This window comes from Curtobacterium flaccumfaciens pv. betae (genome assembly GCF_026241855.1).
In the GTDB taxonomy this organism is placed as follows: Bacteria; Actinomycetota; Actinomycetes; order Actinomycetales; family Microbacteriaceae; genus Curtobacterium; species Curtobacterium flaccumfaciens.
Window position 1 is genome coordinate 3,072,320 of sequence record NZ_JAPJDC010000001.1, and the last position, 21,427, is coordinate 3,093,746.

The 21,427-nt window shown below is 72.0% G+C and carries 23 protein-coding genes; 13 read left to right on the plus strand and 10 right to left on the minus strand.

Features of this window, described 5'->3' with window-relative positions:
- The first annotated feature begins 5 nt into the window (after window positions 1–5).
- The gene (locus ORG17_RS14395; RefSeq protein WP_214527461.1) at window positions 6–980 is read left to right on the plus strand and encodes a zinc-binding dehydrogenase; all 975 of its coding nucleotides are present in this window, start codon (window positions 6–8) and stop codon (window positions 978–980) included.
- A 68-nt stretch (window positions 981–1,048) separates the two neighbouring features.
- Here the strand turns inward: ORG17_RS14395 and ORG17_RS14400 are convergent, their stop codons facing one another.
- From ORG17_RS14400 to ORG17_RS14430, 7 genes are all read right to left on the minus strand, one after another.
- Window positions 1,049–1,753 carry a DUF4396 domain-containing protein gene (locus tag ORG17_RS14400; RefSeq protein ID WP_301565320.1) on the minus strand — a complete coding sequence of 235 codons (705 nt, stop codon included), beginning with the start codon at window positions 1,751–1,753 and terminating at the stop codon, window positions 1,049–1,051.
- Between the two features lie 109 nt (window positions 1,754–1,862).
- On the minus strand, window positions 1,863–3,320 hold the full coding sequence (locus ORG17_RS14405; RefSeq protein WP_111047300.1) for a sugar porter family MFS transporter: 1,458 nt from the start codon (window positions 3,318–3,320) through the stop codon (window positions 1,863–1,865).
- Window positions 3,321–3,475: 155 nt separating this feature from the next.
- Window positions 3,476–4,012: a hypothetical protein gene (locus ORG17_RS14410; RefSeq protein ID WP_111058055.1), complete on the minus strand. Its 537-nt coding sequence runs from the start codon at window positions 4,010–4,012 to the stop codon at window positions 3,476–3,478.
- 235 nt (window positions 4,013–4,247) lie between these two features.
- Window positions 4,248–5,969, minus strand: coding sequence for a glucose-6-phosphate isomerase (pgi, locus tag ORG17_RS14415; RefSeq protein ID WP_071246100.1), 1,722 nt, complete (start codon window positions 5,967–5,969; stop codon window positions 4,248–4,250).
- A 297-nt stretch (window positions 5,970–6,266) separates the two neighbouring features.
- Window positions 6,267–8,498 carry a heavy metal translocating P-type ATPase gene (locus tag ORG17_RS14420; RefSeq protein ID WP_214527450.1) on the minus strand — a complete coding sequence of 744 codons (2,232 nt, stop codon included), beginning with the start codon at window positions 8,496–8,498 and terminating at the stop codon, window positions 6,267–6,269.
- Entirely contained in the window at window positions 8,495–8,713 is a 219-nt protein-coding gene (locus ORG17_RS14425; RefSeq protein ID WP_214527451.1) for a heavy-metal-associated domain-containing protein, read from the minus strand. The genes ORG17_RS14420 and ORG17_RS14425 overlap by 4 nt, the downstream gene beginning before the upstream one ends.
- A gap of 31 nt (window positions 8,714–8,744) precedes the next feature.
- Window positions 8,745–9,035 carry a metal-sensitive transcriptional regulator gene (locus ORG17_RS14430; RefSeq protein WP_027466001.1) on the minus strand — a complete coding sequence of 97 codons (291 nt, stop codon included), beginning with the start codon at window positions 9,033–9,035 and terminating at the stop codon, window positions 8,745–8,747.
- Window positions 9,036–9,117: 82 nt separating this feature from the next.
- Here ORG17_RS14430 and ORG17_RS14435 point away from each other — a divergent pair, with 82 nt between their 5' ends.
- The 12 genes from ORG17_RS14435 (at window position 9,118) to ORG17_RS14490 (ending at window position 16,411) form a co-directional block, all read left to right on the plus strand.
- Entirely contained in the window at window positions 9,118–10,338 is a 1,221-nt protein-coding gene (locus ORG17_RS14435; RefSeq protein WP_214527452.1) for a helix-turn-helix domain-containing protein, read from the plus strand.
- 169 nt (window positions 10,339–10,507) lie between these two features.
- Window positions 10,508–10,966: an Asp23/Gls24 family envelope stress response protein gene (locus ORG17_RS14440; RefSeq protein ID WP_027465999.1), complete on the plus strand. Its 459-nt coding sequence runs from the start codon at window positions 10,508–10,510 to the stop codon at window positions 10,964–10,966.
- Window positions 10,963–11,154, plus strand: a complete 192-nt coding sequence (locus ORG17_RS14445) for a DUF2273 domain-containing protein (protein WP_017885412.1) — start codon at window positions 10,963–10,965, stop codon at window positions 11,152–11,154. The genes ORG17_RS14440 and ORG17_RS14445 overlap by 4 nt, the downstream gene beginning before the upstream one ends.
- Entirely contained in the window at window positions 11,151–11,465 is a 315-nt protein-coding gene (locus ORG17_RS14450; protein ID WP_017885411.1) for a hypothetical protein, read from the plus strand. The genes ORG17_RS14445 and ORG17_RS14450 overlap by 4 nt, the downstream gene beginning before the upstream one ends.
- A gap of 9 nt (window positions 11,466–11,474) precedes the next feature.
- A complete protein-coding gene (locus tag ORG17_RS14455) occupies window positions 11,475–12,050 on the plus strand; it encodes a DUF6286 domain-containing protein (RefSeq protein WP_214527453.1) in 576 nt (191 codons plus the stop codon).
- A complete protein-coding gene (locus ORG17_RS14460) occupies window positions 12,047–12,610 on the plus strand; it encodes an Asp23/Gls24 family envelope stress response protein (protein WP_214527454.1) in 564 nt (187 codons plus the stop codon). The genes ORG17_RS14455 and ORG17_RS14460 overlap by 4 nt, the downstream gene beginning before the upstream one ends.
- Window positions 12,611–12,693: 83 nt before the next feature.
- The gene (locus ORG17_RS14465) at window positions 12,694–12,867 is read left to right on the plus strand and encodes a CsbD family protein (RefSeq protein ID WP_071246087.1); all 174 of its coding nucleotides are present in this window, start codon (window positions 12,694–12,696) and stop codon (window positions 12,865–12,867) included.
- A 79-nt stretch (window positions 12,868–12,946) separates the two neighbouring features.
- A complete protein-coding gene (locus tag ORG17_RS14470) occupies window positions 12,947–13,780 on the plus strand; it encodes an Asp23/Gls24 family envelope stress response protein (RefSeq protein ID WP_214527455.1) in 834 nt (277 codons plus the stop codon).
- On the plus strand, window positions 13,777–14,193 hold the full coding sequence (locus ORG17_RS14475) for an MFS transporter permease (RefSeq protein ID WP_214527456.1): 417 nt from the start codon (window positions 13,777–13,779) through the stop codon (window positions 14,191–14,193). Before ORG17_RS14470 ends, ORG17_RS14475 begins: the two co-directional genes overlap by 4 nt.
- Window positions 14,194–14,312: 119 nt before the next feature.
- Window positions 14,313–14,852: an RNA polymerase sigma factor gene (locus tag ORG17_RS14480; protein ID WP_110860933.1), complete on the plus strand. Its 540-nt coding sequence runs from the start codon at window positions 14,313–14,315 to the stop codon at window positions 14,850–14,852.
- Window positions 14,842–15,678, plus strand: a complete 837-nt coding sequence (locus tag ORG17_RS14485) for a hypothetical protein (protein WP_214527457.1) — start codon at window positions 14,842–14,844, stop codon at window positions 15,676–15,678. Before ORG17_RS14480 ends, ORG17_RS14485 begins: the two co-directional genes overlap by 11 nt.
- A gap of 79 nt (window positions 15,679–15,757) precedes the next feature.
- Window positions 15,758–16,411 carry a gamma-glutamylcyclotransferase family protein gene (locus tag ORG17_RS14490; RefSeq protein WP_301565321.1) on the plus strand — a complete coding sequence of 218 codons (654 nt, stop codon included), beginning with the start codon at window positions 15,758–15,760 and terminating at the stop codon, window positions 16,409–16,411.
- On the opposite strand, the gene ORG17_RS14495 is transcribed toward ORG17_RS14490, so the two are convergent.
- From ORG17_RS14495 to ORG17_RS14505, 3 genes are all read right to left on the minus strand, one after another.
- Complete coding sequence (locus tag ORG17_RS14495) at window positions 16,387–17,382, minus strand: NAD-dependent epimerase/dehydratase family protein (RefSeq protein WP_214527458.1); 996 nt, start codon at window positions 17,380–17,382, stop codon at window positions 16,387–16,389. The genes ORG17_RS14490 and ORG17_RS14495 overlap by 25 nt on opposite strands.
- 133 nt (window positions 17,383–17,515) lie before the next feature.
- Complete coding sequence (locus ORG17_RS14500; RefSeq protein WP_301565322.1) at window positions 17,516–20,233, minus strand: alpha/beta fold hydrolase; 2,718 nt, start codon at window positions 20,231–20,233, stop codon at window positions 17,516–17,518.
- Window positions 20,230–21,303 (minus strand): 3-oxoacyl-ACP synthase III, encoded by a 1,074-nt coding sequence (locus tag ORG17_RS14505; protein WP_042537701.1) that lies wholly within the window; start codon window positions 21,301–21,303, stop codon window positions 20,230–20,232. Before ORG17_RS14505 ends, ORG17_RS14500 begins: the two co-directional genes overlap by 4 nt.
- Window positions 21,304–21,427: the final 124 nt, after the last annotated feature.

Sequence of the window (21,427 nt, forward strand, 5' to 3'; positions counted from 1 at the left end):
CCACCATGCGCGCCGTCGTCCACGAGACGTTCGCCGAGCCCGCCGACGTCCTCGAGGTGCAGGAGCGCCCCGTCCCGACGCCCGGCGCCGGCGAGGTCCTCGTCCGCACGGTCCTCTCCCCCATCCACAACCACGACCTGTGGACCGTCCGCGGCACCTACGGCTTCAAGCCGGAGCTGCCCGCCGCCTCGGGCACCGAGGCACTCGGCGTCGTCGAGGCCCTCGGCGACGGCGTCACGAACCTGCAGGTCGGCCAGCGCGTCGCCGGCGGTGCCTTCGGCGTCTGGGCCGAGTACTACACCGCGAACGCCGCCGGGCTCGTCCCGGTGCCGGATGCGATGACCGACGAGGCCGCCGCCCAGCTCGTCTCGATGCCGTTCAGCGCCATCAGCCTGCTGCACTCGCTCGACCTGCACGAGGGCGACTGGATCATCCAGAACGCCGCCAACGGTGCGGTCGGTCGCATGGTCGCCCAGCTCGGTGCCGCCCGCGGCATCAACGTGATCGGACTCGTCCGTCGCGCCGCCGGTGTCGACGAGCTCCGCGAGCAGGGCATCGAGCGCATCGTCGCCACCGACGCGGACGACTGGCAGGACCAGGTCGCCGCGATCACCGGTGGTGCACCGATCATCGCCGGCGTCGAGTCGGTCGGTGGCAAGGCCGCTGGCGACATCGCCTCCGTGCTGGGCGAGAACGCCACCCTCGTCGTCTTCGGCGCGATGGCGTCGCCGACGCTCGAGATCCCGTCGGGCAAGGTCATCTTCGGCCAGCTCACCGTGAAGGGCTTCTGGGGCTCCGTCGTCAGCAAGACGATGCCGGCCGAGACGAAGGGGCAGCTCTTCGGTGAGCTCATCACCCGCGTGCTCGACGGCTCGCTGACGCTCCCCGTCGCCGAGACCTTCGCCTTCGAGCAGGTCCGCGACGCCGTGCGCGCCAGCGACACCGCGGGCCGCGTCGGCAAGGTGCTCCTGCGCCCGTAGCGCGACCACAGAACGGACGGAGGCCCGGTGCCAGCTGGCACCGGGCCTCCCGTCTGTTTGCTGGTCCGTCACATGGCCTCCTTGATGCCCCGACGCACCAGCCACACGTTCACGGGGTACGAGCAGACGAAGCCGGCCACCATCGCCAGCTGCATCGCCACCCAGAACTCCGGCGAGAAGACGCTCGCGCGCCCGCCGACGAGTGCCGGGAACACGACGAGCTGCCACACCGCCATCAATCCGTACATGCCCACCTGCCACGCGATGATCGACAGCGCGTCGGCCTTGAGCGCGGCGACGAGCCCGGCCCGGACGCCGAGGCCCCGCATCGGCGCGATGGCGAAGTACTGGAACACGATGCCGAGCACGAACGCGATGACGAAGTCGACGATCCACCCGGCGATCATCCGGTCCTGGTAGAGCGCGCCCAGGCCGACCGCCACCCCGAGCGCCGGGAACGCCGCGAGCCCGAACTCGCCGATCAGGTCACCGAGGGCGCACCCGGCCCCGCAGTGGCTCGTGTCGATCACTGTGCCCGCCCACCGTCCGTGGCCGGGCGCCGTCGCCCGCCCCCGACGCAGGTAGAAGACGAGCCACACGACGCTGCCGAAGAGCATCGTGAGCGGCCACACGAACGCCATGACGCGCATCTGCGGCGGCCGACGCACCACGTCGACCGCCACGAACACGGCACAGCCCACGGCGACCACGAGCAGCGCGGAGCACACCACGTTCAGGGCGGCCGGGAAGTCCTGCAGCACCAGTTCCGTCACGCCTCCATGCAACCAACCGGGCGACGACGGTGGATCCAGTGAGCAGAAGACGTTGGGTGCCCTCGGGCGACCCGACGTCTCCTGCTCACTCGGTGCGGCGTGGTGCGGACTAGCGGCGCGACGCCTTCACGGGGACGGTGAAGATGTTGCCGGTGGTGACGCCCTCTTCGACCTCTTCGAGGGTGCGACCGCGGCTCTCCGGCACGAACTTCCAGATGAAGAGCAGCGCCAGCAGCCCGACGACCCCGAACCCGAAGAAGGTCCCGGTGATGCCGGTCGCTGCGACGATCGTCGGGAAGTACAGCCCGAGGAACGCGTTCGCGATCCAGAGGCAGAACACCGAGATGCCCATGCCGAGCGCACGGATCTGGGTGGGGAAGATCTCGGACAGCACGACCCACACCGCGATGTTGAGGAAGGTCTGCATCGAGCCGACGAACGCGACGACCAGGAACAGGATGACCCACGGGCGAGCCGGGTTGCCCTCGGGCAGCGCCACCGACGCGATGCCGATGAGGAAGTGGCAGATCGTCGTCAGCGTGAACCCGAGGATCAGCGTCGTGCGGCGGTTGATCTTCTCCATGTTGTACAGCGCGATGACGCCACCGACCACGGCGATCACGCCGGGGGCGATGTTCGCGATGAGGGCTGCCGACGCCTGGAACCCGGACTCGATGAGCACGGTCTGGCCGTAGTACATGATCGAGTTGATGCCGGTGAGCTGCTGCGCGACGCCGAGCCCGGCACCGATGAGCACGATGCGGATGAGCCACTTGTTCCCGCGCAGCGTGTGCCAACCGCTGACGCGCTCGACCTTCGCTTCGAGGTCGTTGCTCCGCTTGATGTCGTCGAGCTCGGCACGGGCCCGATCGGTGGTCCGGACCTGCTCGAGGACCGAGAGCGCCTCGTCGTAGCGGTCCTTCGACGCGAGCCACCGCGGCGACTCCGGCACCCGGAGCATCCCGACGAACAGCGCGATCGCGGGGAGCGCACAGACGGCCAGCATGACGCGCCACACGCCGTTGCCCTCACCCCACACGTTGCCGATGATCGCGTTGACCACGAACGCGGCGAGCTGACCGATCACGATCATGAGCTCGTTGCGGCCGGACAGCGACCCGCGGATCTCGTACGGCGCGAGTTCGGCGAGGAACACCGGCACCACCGTGGACGCGCCACCCACCGCGAGGCCGAGGAGCACACGACCGACGACGATGACCTCGAACGTCGGCGCGAACACGCAGATCAGCGTGCCGACGAAGAACGTGACGGCGAGCAGGATGATGGTCTTGCGACGACCCCAGCCGTCGGCGATGCGGCCGCCGAGCATGGCGCCGATCGCGGCGCCGAAGAGCAGCGAGCTGGTGACCACGCCCTCGGTGAAGTTCGTGAGGCCGAGCTCCGCCTTCATCGGGTTCAGGGCACCGTTGATGACACCGGTGTCGTACCCGAAGAGCAACCCGCCGAACGTGGCGACGAGGGCCAGCACGCCGAGTCGTCGGCGGTGCGGCCCGGTCCCCAACGGGGGCAGTGCGACAGTCGGGGCTGTCGGTTTGATGTCGACCATTCGGTGACTCCTTCGTCGGTGATCGCGCTTCATCGCGTGGACCGATCGTAACCCGATTCCATGTCCTGTCAATTGGACATTCTGTCGTCAGGTCGTTTGGATCGGTCCACAGAAGGCCTGATGAGGACGGGAGCGGTCCAATCTGCGGATCAGGTTCAGCGCTCGTCGTCGACGGGGCCCTCGCCCAGGACGTCCCCCAACGAGGCCATGTCGGCACCGTGGTCGGTGTAGCGGCGCACGGTCCGTCGGGCGGCGGCACTCGCGGCACCGGACAGGGCGGGGTTGCGTCGTGCGGCGTCGGCGACGCGTCCGGCGTGCCCCGCGGTGGAGAGCAGCACGTTCGCGAGCGCTCGGGCGTCACCGCGCTCGGGGACCCCGGTCACGGTCCAGGCCGTGCGGACCTGGGCGTCGGGGGTGACGCCACGACGGGTGCCCATCCGGTGCCAGTCCGACAGCACGCCCTCGGTGCGCGAGGCCGCGCGGTCCGCCTCGCCTGCGCGTCGGCGAGCGGCGTCGCGGGCGTCGGACTCGCCGTCCGTGCCCTCGACGGTGTCGTACCGGTCGGTGAGCCCGTCGGCACGTCGTCGGACGCTGTCGGCCCGTTCACGCGCTGCGACGTCGTCACCACCGGCCGCTGCGATGCGGGCGGCGTGCGCGGCGGCAGCCGCGGCGAGGATCTCCGAACGCTCCATGCCCTCGACCGTAGCCGCTCCGACCGACACCGGCGGACCGTCCGGCGCGGTGACGGGGCGCGGCGGCAGGCGCGTTTCGCGCTGGGCGACACCTCACGGGCCAGCGCGCGCGTGAGGTGTCGCTGACCGCGAAACCGGCCCGGCGTCCGCCCCGCGGCCAGCGCACGCACACGACGGACGGGAGGCCCGTGGCGAATCCGCCACGGGCCTCCCGTCCGTCAGGTGGGGGCGTGCGCTACTTCCGCAGCTCCAGGTACTTCGCGATGAGCGCCTTGGTCGACGGGTCCTGCGCGTCGAGCGCGGCCTGGTCGCCCTCGACGGCCGGCGTGACCTGCAGCGCCAGCTGCTTGCCGAGCTCCACACCCCACTGGTCGAACGAGTCGATGCCCCAGATCGTGCCCTCGGTGAACACGATGTGCTCGTACAGGGCGATGAGCTGGCCGAGGACGCTCGGGGTGAGCTCCGGCGCGATGATCGACGTGGTCGGCTTGTTGCCGGGGAACGTGCGCGCCGCGACGATGCCTTCGTCCGTGGTGCCCTCGGCGCGGACCTCGTCGGCGCTCTTGCCGAACGCGAGCGCCTTGGTCTGCGCGAAGAAGTTCGCCAGGAACAGCGTGTGCACGTCGGTGCCGGGCGCGACGCCCTTGCCGTCGCCGGTCTCGTCCTTCAGCGGACGGGCCGGGTTGGCGACCGTGATGAAGTCGGCCGGGATCAGGCGGGTGCCCTGGTGGATGAGCTGGTAGAACGCGTGCTGGCCGTTCGTGCCGGGCTCACCCCAGAAGACCTCGCCGGTCTCGGTGGTGACGGGCGAGCCGTCCCAGCGGACGCGCTTGCCGTTCGACTCCATCGTGAGCTGCTGCAGGTACGCGGCGAAGCGGTGCAGGTACTGCGTGTACGGCAGGACCGCGTGGCTCTGCGCTCCGAGGAAGTTCGTGTACCAGACGTTGAGCAGGCCCATCAGGACGGGGACGTTCTGCTCGAGCGGCGTGGTGCGGACGTGCTCGTCGATGGCGTGGAAGCCGGCGAGGAACTGCTCCCAGTTCTCCTTGCCGATGGCGATCACGACGCTCGTGCCGATGGCCGAGTCGACCGAGTAGCGGCCGCCCACCCAGTCCCAGAAGCCGAAGGCGTTCTCGGGGTCGATGCCGAACGCCTCGACCTTGTCGAGCGCGGTGGAGACGGCGACGAAGTGCTTGGCGACGGCGTTCTTCTTCTCGTCGTCGGCGGCGTCGGTCAGGCCGAGCTTCTCCCACAGCCACTGGCGGGCGAGACGCGCGTTCGTCAGGGTCTCGAGCGTGCCGAAGGTCTTCGACGCGACGATGAAGAGCGTGGTCTCGGGGTCCAGGTCCGCGGTCTTCTCGTAGATGTCCGCCGGGTCGATGTTCGAGACGAAGCGGGCTTCGAGGCCGGGCTGGACGTAGGGCTTGAGTGCCTCGTAGACCATGACCGGGCCGAGGTCGGAGCCACCGATGCCGATGTTGACGACGGTCTCGATGCGCTTGCCGGTGACACCGGTCCAGGCGCCGCTGCGGACCTGCTCGGCGAAGCCGTAGACCTTGTCGAGCGTGGCGTGCACGTCGGCGTCGACGTCCTGGCCGTCGACGGTCAGGGGTGCCGCCGGCACGAGGCCCTCGGTCGCCTTCGGGCGGCGGAGCGCGGTGTGCAGCACGGCGCGGTCCTCGGTGACGTTGATGTGCTCACCGGCGAGCATCGCCTGGAAGCGTTCGGCGACGCCGGTGTCCTTCGCGACCTGCAGCAGCGCGGCGAGGATCTCGTCGGTCACCAGGCCCTTGGACAGGTCGACGGTCAGGTCGGCCGCCTGGAAGGTGTACTGCTCGGCACGACCGGGGTCGCTGTCGAACCACCCTCGCAGGTCCGGGGTGAAGCCGGCAGCGATGCTGTCGAGCTTCTTCCAGCCTTCGGTCGATGTGGGGTCGACGGGAGCGGATTCGGTCACTTCGGTCCTCCTGGGGATCACGTTCAAGACGTACAGCCCGCGGGTCACGCAGCGCTGCGTCGCGGACCGTCTTCGAGCGTAGTGCGCTCCGGCAGGTGGTGCGCACAGTCGGCCGGGAGGCGCGGCTCGCGTTCGCTGCGCGCGTCACGCCTCCCGGCCGGTCGCGTTCACGGCTGCGGTCGGCTCGCCGGGTTCACGGCTGCGGTCTGCTCGCCGGGTTCACGGCTGCGGTCGGCTCGCCCGGTTCACGGCTGCGGTCGGCTCGCCCGGTTCACGGCTGCGGTCGGCTCGCCGGGTTCACGGCTGCGCCGCGAAGCGACGCAGGCGCAGGCTGTTCGTCACGACGAAGACCGACGAGAACGCCATCGCCGCACCCGCGAGCACCGGGTTGAGCAGCCCCGCCATCGCGAGCGGGATCGCCGCGACGTTGTACGCGAACGCCCAGAACAGGTTGCCCTTGATGACGCCGAGCGTCGCGCGCGACAACCGGATGGCGTCCGCGACCACGGTGAGCCGGCCGCTCACCACCGTGATGTCGCTCGCCGCGATGGCCGCATCGGTGCCGGCCCCCATGGCGATGCCGAGGTCGGCCGCGGCCAGCGCCGCTGCGTCGTTCACGCCGTCGCCGACCATCGCGACGCTCCGCCCCTCGGACTGCAGTCGGCGGACGGTCTCGAGCTTCGACGCCGGGGTCGCGCGAGCGTGCACCTCGTCGATGCCGACCCGGGCGGCGACCGCACGTGCGGCACCGTCGTTGTCGCCGGTGAGCAGCACCGGGTGCAGGCCGAGCGCCCGCAAGCGGGCGATCGCGTCAGCGGCCTCGGACTTCACCGTGTCGCCGACGACGACCACACCGAGGGCCGTGCCGTTCCGGGCGACGACGACCGCCGTGCCCCCGTCGGCCTCGGCGCGGTCGACGGCGCCGGACAGCACCGGGGGCAGGGTGATCGACCACGAGTCGGCGAGCCAGCGGGTCGTGCCGACCAGGACGACGTCGCCGTCCACGACGGCCTGCACACCAGCGCCGGCGGTCGCGGTGAACTGCTCGGCCTCGGGCAGGTCGACGCCTCGGTCACGGGCCGCGGTGGTGACGGCACGGGCGACGGGGTGTTCCGAGCCGTCCTCGACCGCGGCGGCGAGCCGGAGCACGGTGTCCTCGGTCTCGTCGACGGCGGTGACCGACCGCAGGGTCATCGACCCCGTGGTGACGGTGCCGGTCTTGTCGAGCACGACGGTGTCGACGCCGCGGGTGCGCTCGAGCACCTGCGGACCGCCGATCAGGATGCCGAGCTGGGAGCCTCGGCCGGTCCCGACCAGCAGGGCGGTGGGCGTGGCGAGCCCGAGGGCGCACGGGCAGGCGATGATCAGGGTGGCGACGGCCGCGGTGAAGGCCGCGGTGACCGAACCGCCGAACACGAGCCAGCCGACGAAGGCCAGCACGGCGAGCGCGATGACGATCGGCACGAAGACCCCCGACACGCGGTCGGCCAGGCGCTGCACCTCGGCCTTGCCGGTCTGGGCGTCCTCGACCAGGCGACCCATCCGGGCGAGCTCGGTGTCGGCGCCGACGCGGGTGATCGCGACGACGAGCCGGCCGCCGACGTTGATCGTCGCGCCGGTGACCCGGTCGCCCGGGCCGACCTCGACCGGCACGGACTCACCGGTGAACGTGCTGAGGTCGACGGCCGAGGAGCCGTCCTGCACCAGGCCGTCGCTCGGGATCCGTTCGCCGGGTCGCACCACGACGACGTCACCCACGACGAGGGACGAGGCGGGCACGCGGTGTTCGCCGCCGTCACGCAGGACGGTGGCGTCCTTCGCACCGAGTTCGAGCAGTGCCCGGAGCGCGGCGCCGGACTGCGTCTTCGCGCGGGCCTCCATGTACCGGCCGGCGAGGATGAACACCGTCACGGCCGTCGCGACCTCGAGGTACAGGTCGGCGGCCTCGGGGTCCGTGGCGAACCACGAGAACGTCATGTGCATGCCGGTCGTGCCGGCGTCGCCGAAGAACAGGGCGTACAGCGACCACCCGAAGGCAGCGAGGACGCCGACGCTCACCAGGGTGTCCATGGTGGCGGCACCGTGCCGGGCGTTGACCCACGCGGCACGGTGGAACGGGAGCGCGCCCCAGACCGCGACGGGCGCGGCGAGCGTCAGGGCGAGCCACTGCCAGTTCGGGAACTGCAGGGCCGGCACCATCGAGAGCACCACGACGGGCACCGCGAGCACGGCGGACACGACCAGGCGCCGGCGCAGCGGGCCGGTCGGGTCCTCGTCCACCGCGGGGCCGGCGTCAGCAGCGGCGGGCGGGGCCGGCACCGTGGCGCCGTACCCGGCTGACTCCACCGCGGCGATGAGCGCCTCGGGGTCGGCGGTACCGTCCGCGGCGACCTGCACCTGCGCCTTCTCGGTGGCGTAGTTGACCGTGGCGGTGACCCCGGGCAGCTTGCCGAGCTTCCGCTCGATGCGGTTCGCGCACGAGGCGCAGGTCATCCCGGTGATGTCGAGTTCGACGGTGCGGTCGGTCACGAGCGCACGACCTCGTACCCCGCCTCGACGACGGCGGCGCGGAGGGCGTCCGCGTCGACGGGTGCCGGGGAGCTGACGGTGACCTCGGACGACCCGCCGGGGACGAGTCGGACGTCGACGCCCGACACCCCGTCGACCTCGGTGAGTTCCTCGGTGACGCTCATCACGCAGTGGTCGCAGGTCATGCCCTCGACGAGCAGCGTTTCGGTGGTCATGGTGTCTCCTTCTCGGTGGTGGTCGTCAGGGTCAGGAGCGGACGAGCCGGGCGATCGCCTGGCTGGCCTCGCGCACCTTCTCGTCGGCGGCGTCCCCGCCCTCGGCGACGGCCTCGGCGACGCAGTGCGCCAGGTGGTCCTCGAGCAGCGACAGCGCGACGCGTTCGAGCGCCCGGTTCGCCGCCGAGATCTGGGTCAGGACGTCGATGCAGTACGTCTCGTCCTCGACCATCCGCGCGATGCCGCGCACCTGCCCCTCGGCGCGACGGAGTCGCTTGAGCAGGTCGTCCTTGTCGCCGATGTACCCGACGTGTTCGTGCATGTCCGCCTCCACCGTTCTCAATACGGTACCCCCCTAGGGTATTCCGATCTCGTCCGAGCGCAACCGGTGGCATGATCGGCGCATGGACCCCTCGACGACGAACGGATTCCGCCGGCTGCGGTTCTCCGACGGTGAGGGCTCCGACTACTCCGAGATCTTCGCGGCCGAGTACGGCGGCTCGGACTTCGCATCCGAGACCTTCGCCACCGACGACACCCGGTACGAGTACACGGTCGTGGGCGACGACGACCTGTCGCTGCGCACCATGCGTGCCGAGGGCGGCCGGCGGGGCGGGGTCATCGGCGTGCGGGACGACCACGTGGTGTTCTGGCTGACCAAGGGCCGGCTCGAGATGCACTTCGCCGACCGCACCCGCGTCGTCGAGCCGGGCAGCCCGTACATCGCCTCGGCGTCCGAGGCCTACCGGTTCGAGTCCGACGGCACGGTCTACAACGGCGTGCACGTGTCCGACCGGTTCCTGCGCAGCGTCGGCCGTGACCTCGGCTACCGCCTGCCCGACGGCCCACTGCTGTTCGACCAGCAGGACGAGGTCGTCGCCCGGCGTGAACCGCTGCGGCACCTGATCCGCGAACTCGGGCCGGCCCTGGTCGACGACCGCGTGCTCGGACCGATGCGGACCGCCCTGAACCGCCGGCTGGCCGTCGTCATCCTCGACACGTTCCCCATCCGCAACCGGGGTGACGACGTGCCCGTGGCGAACCGGCTCCGCGACGCGATCCGGTTCATCGAGCTGCACGCCGCCGAACGCCCTTCGGTCCCCACGATCGCCGCCGCGTGCGGACTGAGCCAGCGCGGGCTGCAGGACGTCTTCGCCCGGACACTCGACACCACCCCGCACCGGTTCCTCCGCGACCACCGACTGGACCGTGTGCGCGAAGAGCTGCTCCGCGCGGACCGGGGTGGCCCGGTCGCCCCGGCTGACTGTCCGCTCGTGTCCTCCGGCATCGCCGCGATCGCCCGCCGCTGGGGCTTCACCAACCCGGGTCGGTTCGCCGAGACCTACCGCAACCGGTTCGGCGAGGACCCCGCCGTGACGAAACGCGCGTCGCTGGCTGCGCAGCCGGAGGCCGGCAGGGCGTCGTGGCGTGTCCGCCGTGCGGTGTCGTACATCGAACAGCACCTCGACGACCCCCTCACGCTCGACGACATCGCGGCCGCCGCAGGGGTGCTCCCCCGACGGCTGCAGCAGCTCTTCCGCGAGGAGCGCGGCGAGTCCCCGATGGCCTGCGTGCGAGCCATGCGGGCCGCGGCCGAGCGCAACGACGCGGCCGGAAACGGCTGAAAGGCCCGACGGAACAGCCCGGGGGTACACGCAGATCCCCGGATTTCCGGGGATGCCTGGACATCACCCGAATCCGAGAAGTCGTGTGTGACGAATCTCTTCCACAGCCCGTCTCATCCGTGAACAGCAACCGCTGGGAACGCCCGGCGGGTCAACGGAAGGAACGAACATGGCTGACACCATCACCCCCACCCCGGCCACCACGGCGACCCGTGCCACCTCGCACGCCGGCACCAGCGGCGTCACCGGCAAGACCGTCATCGACGACACCGTCGTGTCGAAGGTCGCCGGCATCGCCGCCCGCGAGGTCAACGGCGTGCACTCCCTCGGCAACGGCGCAGCCCGTGCCATCGGCGCCCTCCGCGACGCCATCGGCCAGCGCGACTTCGGTCAGGGCGTCAAGGTCGAGGTCGGCGAGAAGCAGGTCGCCGCGGACATCGTGATCGTCGCCGAGTACCCGGTGTCGCTTCAGCAGGTCGCCGACGGCGTCCGTTCCGGTGTCGCCCGTGCCCTCGAGCAGATCGTCGGCATGGAGGTCGCCGAGGTCAACGTGACCGTCCAGGACGTCTACATCCCGGGCGACGACGACGACAACGACGACGAGAAGAAGGAAGCCCGAGTCGCATGAGCAACACGCTGATCGGCGCCCTCATCGGCGCAGTCCTCGCCGTCGTGGCACTGCAGTTCGGGTTCTGGGGCTTCGTGCTCGTGATCGTGTTCGGTGCGATCGGGGCCCTCGTGGCCGCCCTCGCCACCGGTCGCATCGACCGCGGTGCCCTGACCGACGTGCTGACCGGACGCCGGAGCTCCCGGTGAACGCCGGCCCGGACGTCCCGGGCCGCGTCGAGATCACCGCACGCGCGCTCACCTCGCTGGCGCGGGCCGTCGCAGCCGAAGGGCTCGGCGCCCCCGCCAAGCGGGTGCGCGTCGGACTCGGCGACGCGTCGGGAGCACTGTCGCTCGACATCACCGGGCCGATCGCCGCGAGCGACGACATCGTCTCGGGGTCGATCCGGATCGCGGACCAGGTCAAGGGCCGCGTGAGCGACCTGACCGGACGCCGCGTCGGCAGTGCCCACATCGAACTCACCGGGATCGTGCGCGAGCACGAGTCCCGTGCCCGCTAGGAGGCCATCATGAGCAACGGTTCCGTCGAACGACGCATCCGTCGTCGGAGCGTGCACCGCTCCCGCTCCACCGCAGTGGCGGTGGCCCTCGTGGTGCTCGCCCTGGTGGCCGCCTGGATCGGCACCGAGTCGGTGCTCAGCGCCATAGGCCGCCCGCCGCTCGTCGCCGACCCCCAGACCGTGGTCGACACCGCGCTCCGCCCGGACGCCGCGTTCGTCACCATCGTGGAGGCCATCGCGGGTGTGCTCGTCGTCCTCGGCGTCGTGCTGGTCGTCCTGGCGCTCAAGCCCGGCCGCCAGCACCGATCGGTCGTCGAACACGAGCGTGGTGCCGTCGTCATCGACGCCCGCATCCTCGCCTCCACCGCGGCCAACGCCGCCGGCATGGCGGCCGGTGTCCCCGAGGGGAACGCCTCCGCCACCGCCCGTGGCCGTTCCACCGAGGTCCGGATCGTCCCCGTCACCGGTGTGCCGGTCGACGAGGCGAGCGTCCGCGCCGCCGTCGTGGAGCGCCTGAGCGGCCTCGACGAGCGCTTCGGCCGACGCGTCCGCGTCCGGGTCGAGGAGAAGGGAACCCTGGCATGACCAAGAGCAACCGGACCCTCAACCGGATCATCCTGTTCGTCCTCGGCCTCGTCGCCGTCGTCATCGGGATCGCGATGGGCGCGGGTGTGCTGCCCGCCGTCCAGGACGCCGTCAAGCCGTACGTCGACCTCCCCCGCAGCCTCGACGTCCCCGCGTCCGCGCTGTGGATCGTCGCCGGGGCCGCGACCCTCGTGATCGTCCTGTCGCTCGTGTGGGTCTTCACCCGCGGTGGTGGCGGCACGTCCGTCGCCGTGCGGGAGCACTCGGGCGACGACGCCGTCACGATCAACGTCGCACTCGTCCGGGACGTCCTCGAGTACGAACTCGCGGGTGTCCGCGACGTGGTCGGCTCCCGTGTCGACACCTACCTCGTCCGCCGGCAGCGCGCCGCACGGATCCGTGTCGCGGTCCGCCGCGGCGGGGACGCCGTCACCGTGCTCGACGCCGTCGACCGAGCCGTCGCGGTCCTCGACCGCACCCTCGGCCGTCCGGTCCCGGTGCTCGTGCACTTGACCGGCGGTACCCGCTCCGCGCTCGCGAAGTCGACCCGCGTCCACTGACACCCGTCAGCCGGACGCACCCCGGGCCTCCCGGCCCACCACCACACCACCGGGCGCACCGCCCACCGACGAAAGGACCCGTCATGGGACTCGACGACAAGATCAAGAACGCCGCACAGGACCTCGCCGGCAAGGCGAAGGAAGCCGTCGGCAACCTGACCAACGACGACTCCAAGGTCGCCGAGGGCAAGAAGGACCAGGCCGCCGCGAGCGCGAAGCAGACCGGCGAGGACGTCAAGGACGTCTTCAAGAAGTAGGTCGTACGTACCGTCTCGGGGCACTCGCGCAGTCGGGTGCCCCGATGCGTTCCGGCGGAACCCGAACGAGGAGAGAACCATGCAGCACGACCCGAACGCGCACACGCAGGTCACCGAGGTGGCGCTGCCCGCGGAGCTCACGGAGCCGTTGCCCGACGACGCGAGCACCGTCACGATCGTCGCCCGGACCGCAGCGGAGACCGCACTCGGCGTGCCCGGTGTGCACCACCTCGGCGGGATCGCCGCCCGTGCAGCCGACCAGCTCCGCAAGCAGCTCGGCCGGAGCGCCGGCGCCGCCGGCGTGCAGGTCGACGAGGACGACGGCGCGCTCGGCGTGCAGGTCTCCATCGTCGTCAGCTACCCGGAGCCGGTGCTGCACGTCGCCGACGAGGTGCGGAAGCAGGTGATCGCCGCTACGCGGCAGCTGTCCGAGCTCCCGACGAGCGTGGACGTCCGCGTCCTCGACGTGCACGGCCCCTTCGACGACGAGCAGTCACCGCTCGGCCGCGCGACCGAGGTCGCGACTGACGCCGTCGAGCAGGCTGCCGAGACCACCGGCGACGCCGTCGAGCAAGCCGCCGAGACCACGGCGGACGCGACGAAACGCGCTGCCGCAGCGACCGCCGACGTGACCAAGCGCACCGCGGACGCGACCGCCGACGCCACCAAGCGCGCTGCCGACGCCACCGCCGAGACCACGAAGCGCGTCGTCGAGAGCGCCGCCGACACCACCGAGGACGTGCGTGACGCCGCCGCCGAGTCGCTCGCACGGGCGTCGGAGCAGGCCGCCGACGCCGCGGCCGACGCAGCCGACGCCGCTGAGGACGCCGCCGCCGCTGCCGCCGACGCGGCCGAGACCGAGACCGCTGCGGCCGAGACGGACGTCGCCCGGCACCGCCGAGAGCAGCCGTGACCACCGCCTGGTCCGGGAACCGCCGGGCGAAGCTCCGTCGCCCCCGGCCACGCGGCGTCTGGATCGCCTCGGGCATCGGTGTGGTCCTGGTCCTCGGCACGGCGCTGGGGGCGTTCCTGCCCCTCGTCGGGTTCCTCGGCGGCGTCACGGCGACCACCTCGGGACTCGTGCCGTTCCCGTTCGTGCGGGTGGCACTCGTCACGATCGCGGGGTCGCTGGTCGTCCTCGCGCTGCTCGCCCTCGCCTTCACCCGACGGCACACCGCGACCGCAGCCTCGGCCGTCGTGCTCGCCGTCCTCGTGGCCGTCGCCGTCACGATCGTCCCGGTCGTCCTCGTCGCCATCGGGTCCGCCGACCGCGCCGGTGGCGTCTGGCCGATCGTCGCCGACCTCTGGAACCGCTTCACCGGCTGACGCGCCGACACCGCTGACGCCTCCGGCGCATCACACATGGATCACGACACGGACGACTCGCGTCGTGATCCGTGTCATGTTCGGCCTCTTCACGACATTGTCGTAGTGGAGGGAGCACCGTGGACAACACCGCAGAAGACGACGCCGGCCTCGCCCGGCGCCTCGCCTCGGGGGACAGAGCAGCACTCGCGACGGCGTTCGACCGGTTCGCGCCGACGCTGACCCGCTACGCCTGGGCGATCGCGGGGAGCAAGCAGGACGTCGAAGAGCTGGTCCAGGACACGTTCCTGACGCTCTGGCAGCGAGCCGACGGCCTGCAGCTCCCGACCGGCACACTCCTGCCGTGGCTGCTGGTGGTGTGCCGGAACCACGCCAAGAACCTGGGACGGCGCAACCAGAAGCACGCCGGCGACGAGCTCCCCTTCGACCTCGCCGCCCCCGCTGACACCACCGAGGCATCCGAGCAGCTCCGCTGGGTCCGCGCCGAGATCGCCGCACTGCCGGAGACCGACCGCCGGATCTGCGAACTCTGCCTGCTGCAGGGGTACTCCTACGCCGAAGCCGCACAACTGCTCGGACTCAGCGTCGGGGCGGTCACCCAGCGGGTCTCCCGGTCCCGCCGACGACTCAGGAAGGCGGTGACGCACGATGAACACTGAACCTCCCCAGCGAGACGACCTGCAGCGCATGCTCGTCTCGATGAAGCAGAACGTCCTCGAGCGGGCCACCCCTCGCCCGAAGCGACGAGGCCGCCGGGCAGGCATCGCGATCGGTGTCGTCGGGGTGCTGCTGCTCGGTGCTGCGGGCGGCGGGGTCGCGCTCGGCCTCATCCCGACGTCGATCACCACCGCCCCCGCCCCCACCGCGACGACGACACCCGAGCCGTCGCCGACCGAGACCTCGTCCGGGGCCCCGGTCGTGGGCGGCCCGACGCCCACGGCGAACCCGACCCCGACCCCGACGCCGACGTCGACCCGGCCGCCGTACTCGCTGTCCGATCCGGACACGTGGACGATCTCCGGCAGCGAGGTGGGGCCGATCGCGCTCGGCGGGGAGGACGCCGCCGAGACGGACGACCTGGACGGGATCTACACGCCCGCGCCCTGCCTCAACCCGAACGTCACCTTCTGGCGGTCGCAGGATTACCCGGAACTGACGGTGGTCCGGGCGGACGACGGCACGGTGCAGAGTCTCGCCATCGGAACCGGCGCCCCGGACGCTCCGGGCAACGGCCCCACGACGGCTGCGGGACTCGGGGTCGGCAGCACGCTCGCCGAGTTGCGGGCGGCGTACCCCGACCTCCACTACACGGAGCCCGGCAACGACGACGCCCAGCCGTCGGACTCGCCCTACGGCGGCTGGACGACGACGATCAACGGCGTGTTCGTCAGCTTCCGGGGCCCGTCGCTCGGCTCCAGCGACCGGGCGGACTCGGTGTGGGTGAGCAAGGTCGATCAGTCGCCGCCGACGGAGTTCTGCGGGTGACGTCGCCGGACCGGAGGCGCGGATCACGCGAGCCGATCGGCTCGCGTGGTCCGCGCCTCCGGTCCGCTACCCTCGCGACGTGAAGCGTCTCTCCCCCGGCCAGCGCTGGGTCATCGGTCTCGGCGCGTTCGCGCTCGTCTGCCTCGTCGTCGGCATCATCGCCATCGCCGTCGGGATCGGCAACGGCGCAGCCACCTGCGTCGACGCCGAGGACGACGGGTTGCAGTACGCGTGCCCCGGTGACACCAGCAGCATCCTGTGGGGCAGTGTCCTCGCCGTCGTCGGGCTGCTCCACCTCGGACTCACCGGGCTCGCGGGGGCACTCGTCTGGACCTCGACCCCGACGATCGGTCCGAAGCCGGTCCGGCGACCCGAGCACCTGCCCGGCCAGACCCAGCGGGTGTTCTCCTACGGCACGCTCCAGCAGCCCCTCGTGCAGGAGTCACTGTTCGGCGAGCATGTCCCGACCACCCCGGACTCCCTGCCCGGCTGGCGGCTCGACCGGGTGACGATCACCGACCCGGACGTCATCCGGACGAGCGGCTCGGACCAGCACCCGATCCTGCGCCGCGGTGCTCCTGACGACGTCGTCGAAGGGGTGGCCCTGGCTCTCGGGTACGAGTGGCAGCTCCGCGCGGTCGACGGGTACGAGGTCGCCGACTACCAGCGCGTGCGGGTCACACTCGCCTCGGGTCGGACGGCCTGGGTCTACGTCGCCGCCGACGAAGCCTGAAGCGCGGCCGCTGCGGCTAGTCGCTCGAGCCCCTCGTCGATCGACACCGACGGGGTCCACCCGAGGTGCTGCCGGGTCCGCCGCTGGTCGAACCAGTGCGCGGTCGACAGCTGCTCGGCCAGGAACCGGGTCATCGGTGGCTCGTCCTCGCCCGGTCGGACGCGCCAGACGGCCTCGACCACGGACCCCGCTGCCCGGGCGACAGCAGCCGGCACGTGCCACTGCGGGGGCCGGACGCCGGACGCCGTGCAGATACCGGCGAGCAGATCGGCGACGGGTCGGGGCTCACCGTTCGTGACCACGTAGGCGTTGCCGTGCACGCCGTCGTCCGTGACGCGTTCGAGTGCCGCGACCATGGCCGTCGCGGCGTTGTCGACGTAGAGCGTGTCGATGAGCGCAGCGCCGGAGTCGAGCAGCGGGAGCCGTCCGGCTCGGGCCCGCTCGACGATCCGTCCGACGAGCTGGGTGTCCCCCGGACCCCACACCAGGTGCGGCCGGACGGCCACGACGGCGAAGTCCGGGGCGTCGGCACCGAGTGCCAGCAGCTCCGCCGCGGCCTTGGTGCGGGCGTAGTCACCACGCGCACGGGACGGTTCGGCCGGACCGGCGTCGGCCCCGACGAGCGACGAACCGGTGTGCGCGACCGACGGCGACGACACGAAGACGAAGCGCCCGACGCCGGCGGCGCGGGCGGCCGCCAGCAGTGAGCGGGTTCCCTCGACGTTGACCCGGGCGAAGTCGGCCGGGTCCCCGGCGAGCGACACCTTCGCGGCCAGGTGCACGACCGCCTCGACCCCGTCGACCGCGCGGGCGATCGCAGCGTCGTCCGTCATCGTCCCGGCGACGTCCTGCACGCCCGAGACCCCGGAGGGACGGCGCTGGAAGGTCCGGACCTCGTGCCCGGCGTCCCGCACGGCTGCGGCGGTGGCCTGCCCGAGGAACCCGCTGGCCCCGGTGACCAGGACCTTCACGGGCGCACCTTCCGGCCGCCGTCTCGAACCGCGGCGGGTCGGAGATTCGTGCTCACCGACACCTCACGCACCCGACGGCCCGTGAGGTGTCGCTGAGCGCGCGAGAACGCGCCGAACGCGCCGAACGCGCCGCTCACGGGCGCACCATCCGTCCGCCGGACAGCACCGAGCCGGCCCAGCGGGACAGCCGGGTGCGGTCGACCTTGGAGTTGTGCCGGATGTCCGTCGGCAGCACGGGCACGACGAGCACCGCGGCGAGTGGCACTCCGGCGGCGGCACGGACCGCTGCGGCGAGCGACGGCGACGCCAGCCCGGGTCGGCGAACGGCAGGGTCCGTCTCGACGACGGCCACCACCTGCTGGGTGCCGATCGGCCCGATGCCCGCGACCCCGGCACGTCCGACACCGTCGACGCCCTCGATCCGCTGCTCCGGCCCCACCGGCGTGACGACCCCGTCCGGGGTGGTGAGCACGTGCTGCAGCCGGCCCTCGACCCAGATCCGTCCCGCGGCATCCAGGTGCCCGACATCTCCGGTGCGGTGCCCGCGCGGGTCGTCGACGCCGAGGCGCGAGACCCGGTCGGCGCGCCAGAGCCGGTCGTAGTGGTCGCGCACGTGTGGTGCCGCGACGACGATCTCGCCGGTGATCCCGGGCTCGTCCGTCAGGGCTCCGGTCGAGCGCCCGGAACCGTCGAGCGGTGCGATGCGGACGCGGACGTTCGCTGCCGGCACCCCGACGCAGATCCCCTCGTCATCGGACCGGCCGGCGGCACGGACCCCGTCCAGGTCGACGTCCGTCATGAGCAGCCCCTCGGTCATGCCGTAGGGGGTGTGCGCGCTGGCGTTCGGCATCAGCTCGGTCGCCGCGGTGAGCAGCGCGGCCGAGACGGGAGCCCCGGCCGACAGGAACAGCCGCACGCCCCGCAGCGCCTGGCGGTCGGCGTCGGTGAGTTCCGACGCGGTCGCGACGACGTTCGCCAGGGCCGCCGGCGACAGGAACACCACGGTGGCGTCCGCCGCGGCGACCGAGGCCGCGACCGCCTTCGCCGTCAGGGTGCGCGGCGCGGTGACGTCCATGTCGGGCGCGACCGACCGCGCCCCGAGGGCCGGGCCGAGCAGCGCGAACGGTGCGAACCCGGCGACGAGGCCGGTGCCGACACCGACGTCGTACTGGGTGGCCAGGGCGTCCCGGACGGCACTGAGTTGCCCGTGCGTGTACACGACACCCTTCGCCGGCCCGGTCGATCCCGAGGTGAAGAGCACGGCAGCGGGCGCGTCCGGCGACGGGGCCGTCGGCAGCGCGGTGCCGTGCGCGAGACGGCGGGCTCCGCAGCGGGCGACGTCGACGAGCGTGTGCTCCACCCGCAGCGCCTTCCGGGCCGGCGCGGGCAACGAGACCGTCGCGATGCGTCGCCCCGGCCAGCCGAGGGCACGCGCGGCACCGAGCCCGGGCAGCGCGCCGATGATCCAGTCCGGTCGGGCTCCACGGACGGCCCGGGTCAGTCCGCCGAGTCCGAGTCCGGCGTCCGCGACGACGACGACCGCCCCGATCCGCACGCAGGCGTACAGGACGGCGGTCAGGTCGGCACCGGGGGTCACCAGGAGCGAGACACGGTCGCCGCTCCGGACGCCCAGGTCGTCGAGTCCTGCGGCGATCTCGTCGACCCGTCGGGCGAGCAGTCGCCACGTGATCGTGCGGGGGCCACCGGCGGCGGCCATCTCGACCAGCGCGGGTTCGTCGCTCTCGCGCAGTTCGTCGAGCCGCGCCCAGAGCGGCGGGGTCGCCTGTGCGGACTGGCCCGGGTCCACGGCGTCGGACTGGAGGCCCGTGGGGGCCTGGGCAGGACGGCCACCGTCCGGCAGGCGGTCACCGAGCCAGTCGAACACCGCGCCCGCCACGTCGGCGTCATCCGGCAGCAGGTGCCCGGCGCCCTCGAACCGGTGGACGTCGGCGTGCGGCACGCGTTCGGTCAGGTCGTCCAGGTAGCGCTCGAGGAACACCGGGTCGCGCGGACCCCAGAGCAGGAGCACCGGCACGTCGAGCGCGGCGACCCCGGCGGCGATGCGGTCGAGTTCGGGTGCGCTCCGGTGCCGGGCGTCGACGGGGATGTCCGCGACGAACCCGCCGATGCCACCGCGTCGGGCGGCACCGCGGTAGGGCGCCCGGTAGCCGTCGGCGACGGCCCGCTCGAGCTTCGGGTGCGCGATGGCCAGGGTGGTCTCGAGGAACGCCGGGGTCACGACCGTCGCGCGGCCGAGCATCCCCGGACCGAGGGCGAGCCGCAACGGTGCGGGGATCGGGGCGTCGTCGGGCTGGTGCACGGCCGTGTTGCACGTCATCGCGGCGGCCAGGACGTCCGGGTGGTCGACCGCCCAACCGAGCGACACCACACCGCCCCAGTCGTGGCCGAGGGTGACGACCGGTCCGGTCAGCCCGAGTTCGTCGGTCAAGGCTCCGAGGTCCGCGACGCGCTGCGCCAGTCCGCGCTCGACGCCGGTGCGCTCCGAGAAGCCCATGTCGAGCTGGTCGACCGCGACCACACGCCAGGCGGGGCCGCCGGCCTGCGCGACCTCGAGCGAGGTGCGGAGCACCGACCGCCACAGGTACGACCACGTCGGGTTGCCGTGCACGCAGAGGATCGTGCCGATCGGTTCCACGCCGAGCGCGGCCAGGGACCCGGCCGTGTCGAGGAGGTGCCAGGTGCGCGCGGCGCGATCTGTGCCTCCCGTCCGATCTCCGGACCACGCGGGGACCGTGACCAGACGCGACCAGGCCGGGTCGAGGTCGGGCAGGGAGGGCGGCTGCGTCGCCGGAGCCGTGCTCGCGGCGACGCGGGGCAGCCGGGACCTCACCAGTGGAGTTCCATCATCGCCGTGTTGATACCCGACCCGACGCCACCCAGGAACACGCGGTCACCGCGACGGATGCCGCCGGAAGCGACCTCGTCGGCCAGGGTGATCGGGATCGACGCGGGGCCGACGTTGCCGAACCGCTGGTACGTGGTGGGGACCTTGTCGCGCGGGATGCCGATCGCCTCGACGAAGGCGTTGGTGTGCACGTCGGAGACCTGGTGCAGCACGTAGCGGTCCATGTCGGCCCAGTCGAAGTGGGCTCGTGCCTCGGTCCAGGCGGCGACGACGAGCTCCATGCCGCCCTTGAGCAGCATCTTCGCATCGGTGAACATGCCGTCGACGCTGCCGACGCACAGGTCGTACCACTGGGTCGCCGCGCGGGTGACGCCGCCGACGATCCGGTGGCCTTCGGGGTGCAGATCCGCCGGGCCGAGCACGGCCGCCGCAGCACCGGACCCGAGGGTCAGGCTGGCGAACTCGCTCATGAAGTCCTTGCGGTTCCGGCCGCCCTGGTTCAGACGGTCGATGGTGTTGAGCTGCACCTGGTCGGCGTCCTCGCCGTCGACGACGAGCGCGTACTTGATCTGCCCGGAGTCGATCATGCCCGCGGCGACGCTCATGGCGTTGACGAACCCCAGGCAGGCGTTCGCGATGTCGAAGTTGATGGCGGACGACGGCAGCCCGAGACCGTGGTGCAGGCGCACGGCGACCGACGGCTCGAGGTGCGGACGGGTCACCGAGGTGTTGATGAGCAGCCCGATCTCGTCCGGACGGACACCGGCCTCGGCCATGGCACGGCGGCCGGCGTCGATCGCGGCGTCCTGGAAAGTCTGGCCCTCGCCCCAGTTGCGACGCTCGATGACCCCGGCGACGCGCTCGAGCAGCCCCATCGGCAGACGGAGCCGACGGAGGACCCCGCGGAGCTTGGCCTCGATGTCGGCCGAGGTCGTCACACGCTCCGCCGTGGTGGTCGCCACGGAGAGCAGCGAGACGTTCCGGTGCTTCGCCGTGGCGTTGCCGGGCTGCTCCGGTTCACTGCTCGATGCCTGGTCGACCGGCCGTTCCGTCATGATCGTCACCGACACATACTTCCGCATCCGGCCTGTGTGCGCGATCCGGATGCGCTGGACGGCCCTGAATCCGAGCAATGCATTGCATGTGAAATACATATTGCATACGATGGCTACCGACCCC